Source organism: Luteimonas sp. MJ250 (assembly GCF_039548455.1).
GTDB lineage: Bacteria > Pseudomonadota > Gammaproteobacteria > Xanthomonadales > Xanthomonadaceae > Luteimonas.
The window spans coordinates 547,641-562,961 of sequence record NZ_JBCLVB010000010.1; the positions used below are offsets into that span (position 1 = coordinate 547,641).

Genomic DNA, 15,321 nt, shown 5'->3' on the forward strand with positions numbered 1-15,321 from the left:
GCTCATCGCGGCCCGTGCTGTTCGCGGTAGCGGCGCACGTACTGGCGCACGGCGGCGTTGTGCGCCTCGAGCGTGGGCGAGAACACGTGGCGGCCGCTGCCGTCGCCGATGGCGACGAAGTACAGCGCGTCGGTCTCCTCCGGCCGGGTGGCCGCACGCAGCGCGGCGGCGCCGACCATCGCGATCGGCGTCGGCGGCAGGCCGTCGCGGGTATAGGTGTTGTAGGGCGTGTCGGCAAGCAGGTCGCGGCGACGGATGTTGCCGTCGTAGCCGCTGCCCATGCCGTAGATCACGGTCGGGTCGGTCTGCATGCGCATGCCGATGCGAAGCCGGCGGGTGAACACGCCGGCGATCATCGGCCGCTCTTCGGCGATGCCGGTTTCCTTCTCCACGATCGAGGCCAGCACCAGCGCCTCCTCCGGGGTATGGATCGGCAGGTCGTCGGCGCGCGCCTGCCAGGCGGCATCGAGCGCGCGGTCGAGGTCGGCGGCGGCGCGGCGCAGCAGGTCGACATCGCTGTCGCCGCGGTCATAGGCATAGGTTTCCGGCAGGAACCGGCCCTCGGGATGCACGCCCTCGCGACCCAGCGTCGCCATCAGCGCGGCGTCATCGACCTCGTGCAAGGTCTGCACCAGCGGCGTGGCGCGGGCGAGCGCGGCGCGCAGCTCGCGGATGTTCCAGCCCTCGACGATGGTGAAGCGGTGATGCACCACCTTGCCGTCGCGCATGTGCTCGAGCAGCTGCCTGGCGGTGATGCCGGGCTCCAGCGCGTACTCGCCCACCTGGATATGGCCGTCGGTGCCGAGCTGCCGCGCCAGCAGGCGCCACTCGAGGTCGCGGCCGGCGTCGATGCCCTGCGCGCGCAGGCGCGTGACCACGCTGCGCAGCGTGTCGCCGCGCTCGACCATCAGGTTGTCGCCCGCGGCAACGCCCGGCAGCGCTCCGGTGGCGAAGCGCTGGTAGCTGCTCCAGGCCTGGTAGCCGACCGCGCCGGCGACGATGGCCGAGAGCAGGAACAGGACAAGGACGATGCGCTTGAACGCCTTCATGGCGCGCGCCCGGCGGTGTGGCGATGGCGGTCGGAATGCATGCGCCGAAGGATACCGTGCCCGCCGCGGCGCCGGTCAGGCACCGATGGCCTGCAGCATGCCGCGCGCCTTGGCGCGGGTCTCTTCGAGTTCGTGCACCGGATCGGAATCGGCGACGATCCCGGCGCCGGTGCGGAAGCGCAGCGCATGGCCGCTGACCTCGGCGCTGCGGATCAGGATGTTGAGGTCCATGTCGCCGCTGCGGTCGAGCCAGCCCATGGCGCCGGTATAGGCGCCGCGGCCGACGCCCTCCAGCCCGGCGATGATCTCCATGCAGCGCACTTTCGGCGCGCCGGTGATCGTGCCACCGGGAAACACCGCGCGCAGCACCTCCCCGGGCGTGGCATCGGCGCGCAGGCGGCCGCGTACGTTGCTCACGATGTGGTGCACGTGGGCGTAACTCTCCACCACCATCAGCTCGTCGACCTCGACGCTGCCGGCGCGGCTGACGCGGCCGAGGTCGTTGCGCTCGAGGTCGACCAGCATCACGTGCTCGGCGCGCTCCTTGGCATGGCCGACCATCTCGCGGATGCGCTCGACCTCGTCGTCACCCGGAAGCCGCGGCCGGGTGCCGGCGATCGGCCGGGTCTCGACCAGGTCGCCGCGCACCGACACCAGTCGCTCGGGCGAGGCGCTGACCACCGCGCCGTCGTCGCCGAGATCGAACAGGCCGGCGAACGGCGCCGGGTTGGCGCGGCGCAGGCGCTCGTACAGCGCGGCGGGTGCCAGCGGCGCGTCGAAACGCGCCAGCCAGCCCCGCGAGAGGTTCACCTGGAACACGTCGCCGGCGCGGATGTATTCGAGCGCGCGGGCGACGGCGGCGAGGTAGTCGGCGTCGGGGTCTTCGCGGCACTCGAGCAGCGCGGGCCAGTGCAGCGCGGTGGAGGTGGCGCCGGCCTGCGGTGCGAGTGGATGCGGGGCCACCGCGATGTCGGCCAGCACGTCCTCCAGCAGCGCCTCCGCGCCGGCTTCCGCCAGCAGCACGGTGTCGCCGCTGACCCGGTCGCGAAGCACCGCCGCCGGGCAGCGGCAGGCCACGGCCACGGGCAGCGCGCCCGCCGCGGATGGCAGGCGCAGCACGGGCTCGACCTGCGCGCCAAGCTCATAGCCGAGCAGCAGCGCCCAGCCGCCCTGGAAGGGCCACGGCGAAGGCGCGCGCGGCCGGCGCGATGCGCCCCAGTCGGCGTCGAGGGTACGCAGGAAGTCATCGCCCGCGGGCGTGCCGCCTGCGAGCGTTACGTCAGCAGGCACGTCCTCAGCAGACATGCCGTTGCTGCGCCGCGTGATGCCGTCGCGACCGAGCGTGATGCGCGCGCCGTCGGCCACGAGCAGCATGTCCCAGCGCCCGAGTGCGGTGCCCGAAGCCACTGATTCGAGCAGCAGCGGATAGCGTGCGGGCGCACGGCGCTGCAGCGCGAGCAGGTCGAGGCCGTGCGCCAGCGCGAGGACGTTGGTCATATGCGGGTTCCGCCGCCCTGCGGCGGCACAGTGCTCAGATGCGGCGGAAGACGAGGCTGCCGTTGGTGCCGCCGAAGCCGAACGAATTCGACATCGCCACCTCGACCTGCTGCTCGCGCGCGGTGTGCGGCACGTAGTCGAGGTCGCAGCCTTCGGACGGATTGTCGAGGTTGATGGTCGGCGGGATCACGCCGGTATGCAGCGCCATCGCCGAGAACACCGCCTCCACGCCGCCAGCGGCGCCCAGGAGGTGGCCGGTCATCGACTTGGTCGAGCTGACCATCACCTTGCGCGCGTGCGCGCCGAGCACGCTCTTGATGCCCATGGTTTCGGCCAGATCGCCGGCCGGCGTGGAGGTGCCGTGGGCGTTGATGTAGCCGACCGCGGACGGGTCGATGCCGGCATCACGGATCGCGGCCACCATGCAGCGCGCGCCACCCTCGCCGTTCTCGCTGGGCGCGGTCATGTGGTACGCATCGCCGCTCATGCCGAAGCCGGCGAGTTCGGCGTAGATGCGCGCGCCACGCGCCTTCGCGCGCTCATATTCTTCGATCACCAGCACGCCGGCGCCGTCGCCCATGACGAAGCCGTCGCGGCCCTCGTCCCAGGGGCGCGAGGCGCGCTGCGGGTCGTCGTTGCGGGTCGACAGCGCCTTCATCGCGCAGAAGCCGCCCAGCGAAGTCGGGGTGGTGGCGAACTCGGCGCCGCCGGCGATCATCGCGTCGGCGTCGCCGTACTGGATCATGCGCATCGCCAGGCCAATGTTGTGCGTGGCCGTGGTGCAGGCGGTAACCGCTGCGATGTTCGGCCCCTTGGCGCCGGTCATCATCGAGACCTGGCCGGCGATCATGTTGATGATGGTGCTCGGCACGTAGAACGGCGAAATCTTGCGCGGGCCGCCCTCGTGGAACCTGATGGTGGTTTCCTCGATGCCCTTCAGGCCGCCGATGCCGGCGCCGATGGCGACGCCGATGCGCTCGGGATCGTCGGCCGCGACGTCCAGCCCGGCGTCGGCCAGCGCCATCATCGCGGCGGCGACGCCGTAGTGCACGAAGGGGTCCATCTTCTTGACGTCCTTCGGCGCGATCCACTGCGTGGGATCGAAGCCCTTCACCTCGCCCGAAATGCGGGTGGCGAAGGCCGAAGCGTCGAAATTGGTGATCGGGCCGATGCCCGAACGACCGTCCACGATGCCCTGCCATGACGAGGCCAGGTCATTGCCAAGCGGCGACAGGATGCCGAGGCCGGAGATGACGACGCGACGCTTGGACATGGGAGCTCCTGGACGGTTGTGCACGCCGCCGAGCGGCGTGCCGGAAACGCCCGAGGCCGCATCAGCGGCCCCGGGTTTTGTACTCGTTGCGGCGCGGTGCGCCGCCTGGCGAGTCAGGCCTTGACGTGCGTCTTGACGTAGTCGATCGCCTGCTGCACCGAAGTGATCTTTTCGGCTTCTTCGTCGGGGATCTCGCACTCGAATTCTTCTTCGAGTGCCATCACCAGCTCGACGGTGTCGAGGGAATCCGCACCCAGGTCGTCGACGAAGGAGGCGCTGGCGCTGACCTCGTCTTCCTTGACGCCCAGTTGTTCGACGACGATCTTCTTGACGCGCTCTTCGATGCTGCTCATAGGTATCCGGCTCCGGTGGAGGCTGTTGCGGTGGGTAGTGTAAGGGATTCGGGTGGAGGTGGTACCGGCCGGTTCCGCCCCCTTCCGTTCAGGGGCGTGGCGGCCGCTTCCGTCACGGCATGTACATGCCGCCGTTGACGTGCAGGGTTTCGCCGGTGATGTAGCCGGCGTCCGGGCCGGCCAGGAAGGCGACGGCGCGGGCGATGTCAGCGGGCTCGCCCAGGCGGCCCAGTGCGATCTGCGCCGCCATGGCCGTCTTGGCGTCCTCGGGCAGGTCCCGGGTCATGTCGGTAGTGATGAAGCCCGGCGCGACCACGTTCACGGTCACCCCGCGGCTGCCGATCTCCTTCGCCAGCGACTTCGAGAAGGCGATGATGCCGGCCTTGGCGGCGGCGTAGTTGGCCTGGCCGGCGTTGCCCATCACGCCGATCACCGAAGCGATGCTGACGATGCGGCCGCGGCGGGCCTTCATCATGCCGCGCATGACCGCCTTGGAGGCGCGGTAGACGCTGGTCAGGTTGGTGTCGAGGATGGCCTGCCAGTCCTCATCCTTCATGCGCATCAGCAGGTTGTCGCGGGTGATGCCGGCGTTGTTGACCAGGATCGAGATCGGGCCGATGTCCTTCGCAATCGAATCGACCAGGGCCTCGATCGCACCAGGCGTGGTCACGTCGAGCACGCGGCCATGGCCGCTCCGCGCCGCAAGCCGCTCGCCGATCGCCGCGGCGCCGCCCTCGCTGGTGGCCGTGCCGACGACCGTCGCGCCACGCGCGGCCAGTTCGTCCGCGATCGCCGCCCCGATGCCACGGCTTGCGCCGGTCACCAGCACGATCTCGCCTTTCAGTTCCTGGGTCATTCTGCTTCTGCCTGTATCAGTAAGAGCTTTTGCCACGGATTTACGCGGATTGTTCACGGATTTACACGGATAAAACAGGAATGGGCCGCAGCGGCCCTCGCTTGTGCCTTTTCATCTGCACTTGCCCTATCCGCGTAGATCCGCCCTTATCCGCGTAAATCCGTGGCAAAAATCAGCTGTTCCATTCTGCCAAAGCCGCGTCGAAGTCTGCGACCGTACCAAGGGCGCGGGCGTCGAGGGACTTGTCGATGCGGCGGGCCAGGCCGGTGAGGACCTTGCCGGGGCCGCATTCGCCGATGCGGGTGACGCCGCGGGCGGCGAGGGCCTGCACGCAGTCGGTCCATTGCACCGGGAGGTAGAGCTGGCGCACCAGGGCGTCGCGGATGGCCTGCACACCGTCGTGGACTTCGGCATCAACGTTCTGCACCACCGGCAGCGAAGGCTCGCTCCACGCCAGCCCCGCCATCGCTTCGGACAGGCGGTTGGCAGCTTCGCGCATCAGCGGCGTGTGCGAGGGCACGCTGACGGCGAGCTTCACCGTCTTGCGCACGCCCCTGGCGGCAAGCAGTTCCAGCGCACGGTCGACCGCCGCCGCGTGGCCACCGATCACCACCTGGCCCGGCGAGTTGAAGTTGGCGGGAACCACCACCTCGTCACCCGACGCCTCGGTGCAGGTCTCGCGCACCAGCGCGTCCTCGGCACCGATGACAGCGGCCATGGCTCCCGTACCGGCCGGGGCAGCGGCCTGCATCAGCTGGCCGCGCAGGCGCACCAGGCGCGCGGCATCGGCGAGCGGCAGCGCGCCGGCCGCGACCAGCGCCGAATACTCGCCCAGGCTGTGCCCCGCCAGCAGCGACGGCACCGGCCCGCCCGCGGCCTGCCAGGCGCGCCACACGGCCACGCCCGCGGCCAGCAGCGCCGGCTGGGTGAACTCGGTGCGGTTGAGCTGCGCGTGGTCGGCATCCTGCGACAGCGCCCAGAGGTCGACCCCTGCGCCCTCGGAGGCTTCGACGAAGGTGTCGCGCACCACGTCGCCGCGCGCGGCGAGGTCGGCAAGCATGCCCGACGACTGCGAGCCCTGGCCCGGAAACACGAATGCGAGCTGCGAAGCGGTCAAGTGATGGTCCAGATCAAAAAAGCCGGGCGATGATAAGCCCGAACCACCTGCTTCGTCTGTACCCGCCCGTATTGACGCTGGCCGGCAAGTCGAACAAAAGCTTTTTGCCACGGATTTACGCGGATAAGAGCGGGTTTACACGGATAGAGCAGAATCTGGAGGGCGCCGCGGCCACCTGTTGCTCTCGCTTTATCCGCGTAAATTCGCGTATATCCGCGTAAATCCGTGGCAAAAAAGCTCTTCGAGGAGCCCCGCAAAAGCAAAAGGGCCGCGGTTTCCCGCGACCCTTTCGTCATGCGACATGCGGTTGCCGTGACTCAGTAGCGCAGCAGCGCCGAGCCCCAGGTGAAGCCGCCGCCGAAGGCTTCGAGCAGCAGCAGCTGGCCGCGCTCGACCTTGCCCGAACGCACCGCTTCGTCCAGCGCCAGCGGCACCGAGCCGGACGAGGTGTTGCCGTGCTTGTCGACGGTAACGATCACGCGTTCCATCGGCATTTCCAGGCGTTTGGCCGTGGCTTCGATGATGCGCAGGTTGGCCTGGTGCGGGATCAGCCAGTCGATCTCGCTGCGGTCGATGCCGTTGGCCTCGAGCGTCTCCTCGACGATGCTGTCGAGCGCCTTGACGGCGTGCTTGAAGACATCGCTGCCCGCCATCTGGATGCGCACGCCGGCGTTCTTTTCGTTTTCCTTGAAGCCGACCGAGACCCCGACCGGGTTCCACAGCAGCTCCTTCTTGGCGCCGTCGGCGTGCAGATGGGTGCTGAGGATGCCGGCTTCCGTATCGGCCTTGAGCACCACCGCGCCGGCACCATCGCCGAACAGCACGCTGGTGGTGCGATCACTCCAGTCGATCATGCGGGTCAGCGTTTCAGAGCCGATCACCAGCGCGGTCTTGACCGAGCCCGACGCGATGAACTTCTCGGCCACGCTGAGCGCGAAAATGAAGCCCGAACAGGCGGCGTTGACGTCGAAGGCCGGGCAGCCGGCCACCCCCAGGCGCGCCTGAACCAGGCAGGCGGTGGACGGGAAGATGAGATCGGGCGTGGTCGTGCCGACGATGATCAGCTCGACCTCGGAGGCTTCGATACCCGCGGCTTCCAGCGCGCGCACGGCGGCATGGAAGGCCAGGTCCCCGGTGGTCTCGCCCTCGGCGGCGATGTGGCGCTGGCGGATGCCGGTGCGCGCCGCGATCCATTCGTCGGACGTGTCGACGAACTTCGCGAGGTCGTCGTTGGTCAGGACCTTGGCCGGCAGGTAGCTGCCGGTCCCTGCAATGCGCGCGTAGGTGCGCGGTGCGGCGGACTCACTCATTACGAAGACGGACCTCGCGTGTTGCTGGGCGCCACGAATGGCGCCGGCGGCTGCGTGGCGCACGGAGGCGCCACGGCCAGGGCATCGCCCGCGATGGACGCGGGCGCGCTGAGGATCAGTCTTCCTCGGCCACGCGGGTCTTGGGCACGATCACCTGGCGGCCGCGGTAGAAGCCGTCGGCGGTCATGTGGTGGCGCAGGTGGGTCTCGCCCGACACCGGGTCGGTCGCCAGCTGCTTGGCGCTCAGCGCGTCGTGGGCGCGGCGCATGCCGCGGCGCGAGGGGGAAACGCGGGATTTCTGTACAGCCATGGGAGTGCTCCAGCAGCAGGAATAGTCATTCAGGATCCCGGTCAATCAGGATCCAGGGTCAATCGGAAACCAGGGCTGATCCGACCAGGGTCGATCGGATCAGCTTGATCACTCTTTTTTCTTCAGCGCCGACAACGCCGCGAACGGGTTGATCTGCGCCTCTTCGTCGGCGGCGACCGGCCAGTCGCGTTCGACGCTTTCCGAACCGGGCGACACCGGAACCACCGGTACCGCCAGGATCAGCTCGTCCTCGACCAGGTCGACGGGACGGATGGCGCCGTCGTCGGCCACGACCAGGGCTTCATACCCCGGCGGCAGCGCGGCTTCGGCAGCCTCGCCTTCATCGTCCCCCGAACGCAGCAGCCCCAGCCGCTGCACCAGCGACACCGGGAACACGAAGCGCTGCAGCGTGCGTTGGCAAAGCAGCGGCAGGCGTGCCTCGATGCCCAGCTCGACGTAGGGCACCTGCAGCGCGTCGCGGTCGAAGGAGACGGTGTACGCCACCTCGCCCTCGTCGTCTGCCAGCACCTCGCGCAGGCGCGGGAACGCGGACAGCGGCAAGCGGTCCACGAACTCCCGCCGGGCCGCAACCATGCGCCAAGCGTCCACTACTTCGGGCACGTCTGCGGACATAAGCCGCAAAATGTTAGGCCTCAGGCCCGCCCGTGTCAAACCGGGCCGTCCGGGAATTCCGTGCCGCGGCCCGCGCGCGGCGACAGTTTGCCACCGGCTCCGGTTCCCCGGCAGACTGCGGCCCCGCACGCGAGGTCCCGGACTTGACGCCAACACTGCTGTGGATCGCAATCCTGGCGCTGCCGGCCCTGGTGGCCGGGCTGCTGTTGCGCCATCGCGCGGGCCAGCGCCGGCATCGAGTGGCGATGGCCGGAGTCCTGGATGCCGCCGATGCCCTGGAGACCAGACTGCGCACCGCGCGCAGTGAAATCGAGGCCGTGGCGGGCGAAGGCGATGATCCGGTGCGCGCGGCGCTGCAGGAAATGCTGCGCCAGCGCCTGTGGCTGCAGCAGCATGGTTCGGCGGCTTCGCCAGACCAGCTCGACGCCGTCCGCGTCTCGATCAACGACGCGCGCGCGCGCATCGACCAGCAGCTCCTGCACATCGAGCGCGCCAGGGCGCCGCAGCCGTGAGCGGCGACGCGCCTCTGGTCCTGGCCTCGACCTCGCCCTACCGCCGCGAACTGCTCGCCAGGCTGCAGCTGCCGTTCGATACCGTCAGGCCCGAAGTGGACGAGGCGCCACGTGCGGGCGAGACCCCGTCCGCACTGGCGCTGCGCCTTGCCGAGGCCAAGGCCCGGGCCGTGGCCACGCTTCGTCCTGGCGCGCGCGTAATCGGTTCGGACCAGGTCGCGGACTTCGACGGCGTCGCCCTGGGCAAACCCGGTGGCCGCGAGGCGGCGATCGCCCAGCTGCAGGGGATGTCGGGACGCGCGGTCGCCTTCCGCACCGCCGTGGCAGTCGCCAGCAGCGGCACGCTGGCCACGGCGCTCGACACCACCGTGGTGCGCTTCCGCCAGCTTGGCCGCGGCGAGATCGAACGCTACATCGACCGCGAGCAGCCCTTCGACTGCGCCGGCAGCTTCAAGTCCGAGGGCCTCGGCATCACCCTGTTCGAGGCCATCGAAACCCGCGATCCCACGGCCCTGGTCGGGCTGCCGCTGCTGGACACCCTGCGCCTGCTGCGCGAGTCGGGACTCGTCCTGCCCTGAAGCCTCAGCGTCCGGCGTCCACCGGAACCGCTCCGACGGCGGCGGCCTCGCCCGCGGCCGCATCCACGATGATGCGTTGTTCCGACCAGTCCTCGACGCTGCCGTCCCGGCCATGGAGCCGCAGGCCGAGCCAATGCACCCCGGAGCTGCCGACCGGCAGCTCGACGCGGGCGGAGAAGCCGACTGCAGGGTGGCTGGCATCGGTCGAGATGCCCCAATACGTCGCCACGCCCGGACTGTCGATGCCGTAGTCGGCCTCGGCCACCAGCGTGCCGTCCAGCAGCACTTCGACCCGCTCGATGCCGACGCCATCCTTGAAGGCCCAGCCGCGGATATCGAACGCGGTGCCGACCCGTGCATCGGCGGCGGGCGTGTCGATCCAGGCCATGGCCGGAAGCGTGCAGTCCGCGTCCACGCTCCGCTCCTCGATCGCAAACAGCAGGAAGCGCGTGCGCCCGTGGTCGACGTTGAGCACGCGTGGCGGCGGCAGCGCGCCGAAGCGCCGGCACAGTGCCTGGTAGCGCAGCAGCAGATGCTTGTATTCCACCTCGCTGGCCGCGATCACCAGCAATACGGGGCCGCCGGGGTCGGTCGCACCGGTCGCCTCCAGGCCCCACAGGCGCAGCTGCGGCGCACGCCCGTGCTGGCGATTGGCCGGATGCTCGAGCACCTCGATCGAAGCGTCGCCGAGCGCAAAACCGAGCTCGGCGCCTATCTTGAAGTTGTCCGCCACCAGCCGCGTGCCTTCGGGCATGTCTTCGCGCAGCTCGCGCACGGCATCTGAAAGCACGTCCCAGCCGGCGAAGTTGGACGGATACCATTTCAGCGAAGCCGTCCGCGCGCGCAGCTCCGGCACCGATACCAGTGCGTGGTAACCCAGGACCGCGGCCAACCCGACGCCTGCGCTCGCCCATGTCAGCACGCGCAACCAGCGCGGCCATCGCACGAGCAGCGCCGGCAGCAGCGGCAGCAGCGCCACCAGGCCCGGCAGCGGCCAGTGGAAGCTCACCCGCTCGGTATCGGCGAAAAAGCCGAGCACGAAGAACCCGAGCACCACCAGGCCGCCCGACAGCGCGATGAAGCGCACCGGCTCGCTGGGCGCGCGCGCGCCGCGCCAACCCGCCCACAGCAGCGCCGCGAACAGCAGCGGCGTTGCCAACAGCGTCTGGATGGCGATGAACCAGCTGCCCTCCGGATGCCACGCCCACGGGTGGCGATCGACCAGCTGGAAGCGCAGGCCGGCTTCGGCGTTCTCGAAGTTCCAGGCCAGGAGCGGTGTCCAGGCAGCCGCGCCGAAGGCGATCGCGATCCACAAGCGCGGGTCGCGCAGCGCCTGGCGGCCCTGCGGCAGTGCAAGCAGCGCCACCACGCCGACGCCGATCACCGCGGCGAAGCGGTAATGGCTCAGCGCTCCGATCGCCAGGCCCACGGCCAGCTGCAGCGCGGCGCCGTAGCCGACCCCCCGCAGCAGTCGCGTGCCTGCATCCAGGCACAGCAGCGTGGCGACCACCATGGCCGCGTCCGGCAGCGCCATCAGGCCCAGGGTGCCCGACAGCGGAAGCAGCAGCGCGGCGATGCCGGCCACCCAGCCCTGCCTTTCGCCGAACTCGCGCGCGGTGATCCGCACCACCAGCCACGGCACCAGCGATGCCAGCAGCAGGAATGGCATGCGCAGCGCCAGCGTGCCTTCGCCGAACACCGCGGTGCCGATGCGAATCAGCCACGCGGTCAGCCCCGGCAGGTCCGAGTAGGCCCATGCAAGGTGCCGGCTCTCCTGCCAATAGAAGGCCTCGTCCACGAACAGCGGCAGGCGTGCAGCCACCGCCGCCTTGAGCAGCAGCAGCGCACACCACAGGGCGACGAAGGTCGCACGTGCGTCGATCTTTTCCCGCATGCGGCAACGACCTCGTTACACTTCAATGGACTTTTACGGAGCCCGGCATGACGGCCCAGTCCGCAAAACAGGACATGCTACCCGACGCCCTGCGCAAGTCGCTGCATGATGCCGAAGCGCAGGTGAACTCACTGGTACTGGGCAAGGCGCAGGCGGTCCGCTTCGCGCTCACCGCGCTGCTCTCCGATGGCCACCTGCTGATCGAGGACCTGCCCGGCCTCGGCAAGACCACGCTGGCGCATGCACTCGCGGCAACGCTGGGCCTCGGCTTCCAGCGGGTGCAGTTCACCTCCGACCTGCTGCCCTCGGACATCGTCGGCGTGTCGGTGTACGACGCGCAGGCCGCGAGCTTCACTTTCCACCCCGGGCCGGTGTTCGCGCACGTGCTGCTGGCCGACGAGATCAACCGCGCGCCGCCGCGCACGCAGAGCGCCCTGCTCGAAGCCATGGCCGAGCACCAGGTCACCGTCGACGGCAGCACGCACCTGCTGCCCGACCCGTTCTTCGTGATCGCCACCCAGAACCCGGTCGACCTCGCCGGCACCTATCCGCTGCCGGATTCGCAGCTGGACCGCTTCCTGCTGCGGCTTCAGCTGGGCTATCCGGACGCCGAGGCCGAGCGCGCGCTGCTGGCCGGCAGCGACCGGCGCCACCTGATCGCCCGGGCCATGCCGATGCTCGGCGGCGACGATGTGCTGCGCCTGCGCGAGGCGGTGCTGTCGGTGCACGCCAGTGACGCCCTGGTGCGCTACGTGCAGGCGCTGCTTGAACGCAGCCGCCACCACGCCGGGGTCCGCGTGGGGCTGTCGCCGCGCGCGGGTATCGCGCTGCTGCGCGCCTCACGCGCGCACGCCCTGCTGCTCGGGCGCGGACACGTCCTGCCGGACGACATCCAGGCGCTGTTCGCGGCGGTGGCCGCGCATCGGCTGGTGGCCGACGCCGACGCCGGCGACGCTGCCGCGCTGGCGCAGGCGATCCTGCACGCCGTCGCGGTCGACTGAGCGTGGCGGGCGGCCGCCTGTCCAGCCTGCGCGCACGCTTCGGGCTGCTGGCGCGGCCGCGGCGGCCGGAGCCCTTGCCGGTCATCTTCAACCGCCGCCGCATCTATGTCCTGCCGACCGCCTTCGGTGCATTCTTCGCCGCCCTGCTGGCGGTGATGCTGCTCGGCGCCCTGAACTACAACAACAATCCCGCCCTGCTGCTGGCACTGCTGCTGGCGGGCGCCGGCAATGCCAGCCTGTTTGCGGCGCACCTGCAGCTTTCCGGGCTGCGGGTGGCGGCGGTCGATGCCGAACCCGTGCCGGCCGGTGCGCCGATCACGCTGCGCGTCCACCTGCGCGCCGACGCCGCGCGCCCGCGTCGCGGCCTGCGCCTGCGCGCGGGCGGCGCCGAAGCCACCAGCTCGCTGGTCGACGGCGCCGGCGAGGCGCGCCTGGTGCTGCCGACTGAGCGCCGGGGCTGGCTGCATCCGGAACGCATCACGATATCGACCACGCGACCGCTCGGCATCGCCCGCGCCTGGGCCTATGCCTGGCCGGCGGAACCGCTGCTGGTCTATCCGCGCCCGGAAGCCGATGGGCCGCCGCTTCCACACGGTGCCGGCGACGCGCCGCAGGCGCGGCTGCATCCGGCCGGCGACGACGTCCACCACCTGCGCGCCTATCGCCGCGGCGATTCGCGGCGGGCGATCGCGTGGAAGCCGTCGGCGCGGCGCGGATCGCTGCTGGTGCGCGAGTACGAGCAGGCGCAGGGCGCGGACGTGGTGCTGGACTGGTCGCTGGTGCCGCTCGCCTATGAGGACCGCATCCAGCGCCTGGCGCGCTGGGTGGACGAGGCCGAGCGCGAAGGCCGTCGCTACCAGCTGCAGCTGCCACAGCAGGCGATCGGCCCGGGCCGCGGCGCGGTACACCGGCACGCCTGCCTGCGCGCGCTGGCCCTGCTGCCGTCGTCCACCGTCGAATCCGGTGGCCGCCGTGGCTGAGGCGCGCCGCCGCGGCCAGGTGCTTGATCCCCAGGCGCGGGCCTGGACCCTGGTCGCCGCGGCCGCGTGCCTGCTGCCGCTGCTGTTGCAGCTGCCCGGGCCGCTCGCCGCCGGACTGGCCGCGGTCGCCGCCGTGGTCAGCGCACTGTCGTGGCGCCGCCGGCTGCCGGCCGCGCTGCGCCTGCTGCTGTCGGTGGCGCTGGTGGCGCTGGTGCTTGCCAACTCCGGCTTCCACTTTGGCCGCGACACCGGCTGCGCGCTGCTGGCTGCCATGCTCGCGCTCAAACCGATGGAGCTGGTGACCCTGCGCGATGCGCGCAGCCTGCTCGGCTTCGCCCTGTTCGCCCCGTTCGCGACCTTCCTCCTCGACCAGGGGCCGCTGAGCCTGCTGCTCGGGCTCGGCGCAGCGCTGCTGGCACTCGCGTCCATGCTGCGCCTGGCGGAATTCGAGAGCGGGGATGGCGCCGGCATGCCGCCGCGCGAACGCCTGCGACGGGTCGGCGGCATGATCGCCATCGGCCTGCCGCTGGCGCTGGCCGCCTTCTGGCTGTTCCCGCGCATGGCCACGCCGCTGTGGGGCGTGCCGGAACGCACGATCGCGCGCACCGGGCTGTCGGACAGCATGTCGCCCGGCGAATGGATCGACATGCTGGTCGACGACAGCCCCGCGCTGCGCGTCACCTTCGACGGTGCCACGCCGCCGACGTCGGAGATGTACTGGCGCGGACCGGTGCTGTGGAACTACGACGGCCGCGAATGGACCGCGTCGCGCTGGTTCAGCGCGCTGCCGCCGGCCGCCATCGAACACGGCGCGACGCGCTACAGCTACCAGGTCGACGTCGAGCCCACGGAGCGCCGGACGCTGGTCGCGCTGGAGCTTCCGGTGGCGACGCCCGAGGGCGTGCAGCGGGCATACGACCACACCCTGGCCACGCGCCGCCCGCTGACGTCGGTGACGCGCTGGCGGATGACATCGGCCGCACCCACCACGTTCGAGCCCGAACTCCGGCCGCTGTTGCACAGCGCCGCGCTGCGCCTGCCCGATGGCTTCAACCCGCGCACCCACGCCCTGGCGCAGCAGTGGCGCGCCGAAGCCGGCGAAGGCGCTGCCGCCGATGCGGCCATCGTCAACCGCGCGCTGTCCTGGATCCGCGCCGAATTCGGCTACACCCTGAGCACGCCCCTGCCCGGCCGCCACGCCGTCGATGAATTCCTCTTCGAACAGAAGGCGGGCTTCTGCGAGCACTTCAGCCAGGCCTTCGTGGTGCTGATGCGCGCGTCCGGCATCCCGGCGCGCGTGGTCACCGGCTATGTCGGCGGCTACCGCAATCCCGTGGGCGACTACTGGATCGTGCGCAACTCCGATGCCCACGCCTGGGCCGAAGCCTGGCTGCCAGGGCGCGGCTGGGTGCGCGTCGACCCGACCGCGGCGGTCGCGCCCGAACGCATCTACGACACTATCGCCGACCGCGCCTCGCGCAGCCCCGGCGGCCTGCAGGCCCTGGGCCCGATGCTGGACGTGGGCGACTGGATGCGGCGCGGCTGGAACGATCTCGTGCTCGGTTTCGACGCCGAGCGACAGCAGCGCATCCTGCATGCGCTTGGCGGACGTGACCTCGGTGCCGGCCAGCTGGCGCTGCTGTTCGCGCTGATGGCAGGACTGGCGCTTGCGGCGATGCTCTGGCTGGTGGCGCGCGGCGAACGCGAACGCGACCCGGTCCTGCGCGCCTGGCACCGGCTGGCCGCGCGCTACGCGCGGATGGGCCTGGGGCGGCACCGGCATGAGACCGCGAACGACTGGGCGGCGCGCGTGGTGGCGACCCGCCCGCAGTCGGCCGCGCTCCTCACCCTCGGCACGCGTTTCGACAATTGGCGCTACGCTCCCGGGCAGGAGGGCGAACACCGCGCCCTGCTGCGCGACCTGCGCGCGCACCGCCCCTGACGCCCGGCGCACGCCG

The 15,321-nt window shown here is 70.7% G+C and carries 15 protein-coding genes; 5 read left to right on the plus strand and 10 right to left on the minus strand.

Annotated elements, in window-relative coordinates; all coding sequences use genetic code 11:
- Window positions 1–2 precede the first annotated feature (2 nt).
- From mltG to WCE37_RS06170, 9 genes are all read right to left on the minus strand, one after another.
- Window positions 3–1,049, minus strand: coding sequence for an endolytic transglycosylase MltG (gene mltG / locus WCE37_RS06130; RefSeq protein ID WP_343278578.1), 1,047 nt, complete (start codon window positions 1,047–1,049; stop codon window positions 3–5).
- A gap of 75 nt (window positions 1,050–1,124) precedes the next feature.
- Window positions 1,125–2,546: an aminodeoxychorismate synthase component I gene (locus tag WCE37_RS06135; protein WP_343278579.1), complete on the minus strand. Its 1,422-nt coding sequence runs from the start codon at window positions 2,544–2,546 to the stop codon at window positions 1,125–1,127.
- 34 nt (window positions 2,547–2,580) lie between these two features.
- The gene (gene fabF, locus WCE37_RS06140) at window positions 2,581–3,819 is read right to left on the minus strand and encodes a beta-ketoacyl-ACP synthase II (RefSeq protein ID WP_343278580.1); all 1,239 of its coding nucleotides are present in this window, start codon (window positions 3,817–3,819) and stop codon (window positions 2,581–2,583) included.
- Between the two features lie 113 nt (window positions 3,820–3,932).
- On the minus strand, window positions 3,933–4,172 hold the full coding sequence (gene acpP, locus WCE37_RS06145) for an acyl carrier protein (RefSeq protein ID WP_343255975.1): 240 nt from the start codon (window positions 4,170–4,172) through the stop codon (window positions 3,933–3,935).
- Window positions 4,173–4,284: 112 nt separating this feature from the next.
- Window positions 4,285–5,028 (minus strand): 3-oxoacyl-ACP reductase FabG, encoded by a 744-nt coding sequence (fabG, locus tag WCE37_RS06150; protein WP_343278581.1) that lies wholly within the window; start codon window positions 5,026–5,028, stop codon window positions 4,285–4,287.
- Between the two features lie 172 nt (window positions 5,029–5,200).
- Window positions 5,201–6,145, minus strand: a complete 945-nt coding sequence (gene fabD, locus WCE37_RS06155) for an ACP S-malonyltransferase (RefSeq protein WP_343278582.1) — start codon at window positions 6,143–6,145, stop codon at window positions 5,201–5,203.
- A gap of 317 nt (window positions 6,146–6,462) precedes the next feature.
- A complete protein-coding gene (locus tag WCE37_RS06160) occupies window positions 6,463–7,455 on the minus strand; it encodes a beta-ketoacyl-ACP synthase III (RefSeq protein ID WP_343278583.1) in 993 nt (330 codons plus the stop codon).
- 115 nt (window positions 7,456–7,570) lie between these two features.
- The gene (gene rpmF / locus WCE37_RS06165; protein ID WP_343255971.1) at window positions 7,571–7,765 is read right to left on the minus strand and encodes a 50S ribosomal protein L32; all 195 of its coding nucleotides are present in this window, start codon (window positions 7,763–7,765) and stop codon (window positions 7,571–7,573) included.
- A 108-nt stretch (window positions 7,766–7,873) separates the two neighbouring features.
- On the minus strand, window positions 7,874–8,398 hold the full coding sequence (locus WCE37_RS06170; protein ID WP_343278584.1) for a YceD family protein: 525 nt from the start codon (window positions 8,396–8,398) through the stop codon (window positions 7,874–7,876).
- Window positions 8,399–8,541: 143 nt separating this feature from the next.
- On the opposite strand from WCE37_RS06170, the gene WCE37_RS06175 reads away from it, so the two are divergent.
- The gene (locus tag WCE37_RS06175; protein ID WP_343278585.1) at window positions 8,542–8,910 is read left to right on the plus strand and encodes a hypothetical protein; all 369 of its coding nucleotides are present in this window, start codon (window positions 8,542–8,544) and stop codon (window positions 8,908–8,910) included.
- Window positions 8,907–9,488 carry a nucleoside triphosphate pyrophosphatase gene (locus WCE37_RS06180; RefSeq protein WP_343278586.1) on the plus strand — a complete coding sequence of 194 codons (582 nt, stop codon included), beginning with the start codon at window positions 8,907–8,909 and terminating at the stop codon, window positions 9,486–9,488. The genes WCE37_RS06175 and WCE37_RS06180 overlap by 4 nt, the downstream gene beginning before the upstream one ends.
- Before the next feature lie 4 nt (window positions 9,489–9,492).
- On the opposite strand, the gene WCE37_RS06185 is transcribed toward WCE37_RS06180, so the two are convergent.
- A complete protein-coding gene (locus WCE37_RS06185) occupies window positions 9,493–11,382 on the minus strand; it encodes a glycosyltransferase family 39 protein (RefSeq protein WP_343278587.1) in 1,890 nt (629 codons plus the stop codon).
- 47 nt (window positions 11,383–11,429) lie between these two features.
- Here WCE37_RS06185 and WCE37_RS06190 point away from each other — a divergent pair, with 47 nt between their 5' ends.
- Genes WCE37_RS06190 through WCE37_RS06200 form a run of 3 tightly spaced genes read left to right on the plus strand, consistent with a single transcriptional unit; the run spans window position 11,430 to window position 15,305 of the window.
- Window positions 11,430–12,383 (plus strand): MoxR family ATPase, encoded by a 954-nt coding sequence (locus WCE37_RS06190; RefSeq protein ID WP_343278588.1) that lies wholly within the window; start codon window positions 11,430–11,432, stop codon window positions 12,381–12,383.
- Between the two features lie 17 nt (window positions 12,384–12,400).
- A complete protein-coding gene (locus WCE37_RS06195; RefSeq protein ID WP_343278671.1) occupies window positions 12,401–13,363 on the plus strand; it encodes a DUF58 domain-containing protein in 963 nt (320 codons plus the stop codon).
- Between the two features lie 19 nt (window positions 13,364–13,382).
- The gene (locus tag WCE37_RS06200; RefSeq protein ID WP_343278672.1) at window positions 13,383–15,305 is read left to right on the plus strand and encodes a DUF3488 and transglutaminase-like domain-containing protein; all 1,923 of its coding nucleotides are present in this window, start codon (window positions 13,383–13,385) and stop codon (window positions 15,303–15,305) included.
- Window positions 15,306–15,321 lie beyond the last annotated feature (16 nt).

Excerpts from the sequence above, each read along its gene's own strand:
- mltG (WP_343278578.1), bottom strand. The coding sequence starts at position 1,049 with ATGAAGGCGTTCAAGCGCATCGTCCTTGTCCTGTTCCTGCTCTCGGCC.
- WCE37_RS06135 (WP_343278579.1), bottom strand. The coding sequence starts at position 2,546 with ATGACCAACGTCCTCGCGCTGGCGCACGGCCTCGACCTGCTCGCGCTG.
- fabF (WP_343278580.1), bottom strand. The coding sequence starts at position 3,819 with ATGTCCAAGCGTCGCGTCGTCATCTCCGGCCTCGGCATCCTGTCGCCG.
- acpP (WP_343255975.1), bottom strand. The coding sequence starts at position 4,172 with ATGAGCAGCATCGAAGAGCGCGTCAAGAAGATCGTCGTCGAACAACTG.
- fabG (WP_343278581.1), bottom strand. The coding sequence starts at position 5,028 with ATGACCCAGGAACTGAAAGGCGAGATCGTGCTGGTGACCGGCGCAAGC.
- WCE37_RS06160 (WP_343278583.1), bottom strand. The coding sequence starts at position 7,455 with ATGAGTGAGTCCGCCGCACCGCGCACCTACGCGCGCATTGCAGGGACC.
- rpmF (WP_343255971.1), bottom strand. The coding sequence starts at position 7,765 with ATGGCTGTACAGAAATCCCGCGTTTCCCCCTCGCGCCGCGGCATGCGC.
- WCE37_RS06170 (WP_343278584.1), bottom strand. The coding sequence starts at position 8,398 with ATGTCCGCAGACGTGCCCGAAGTAGTGGACGCTTGGCGCATGGTTGCG.
- WCE37_RS06185 (WP_343278587.1), bottom strand. The coding sequence starts at position 11,382 with ATGCGGGAAAAGATCGACGCACGTGCGACCTTCGTCGCCCTGTGGTGT.
- WCE37_RS06190 (WP_343278588.1), top strand. The coding sequence starts at position 11,430 with ATGACGGCCCAGTCCGCAAAACAGGACATGCTACCCGACGCCCTGCGC.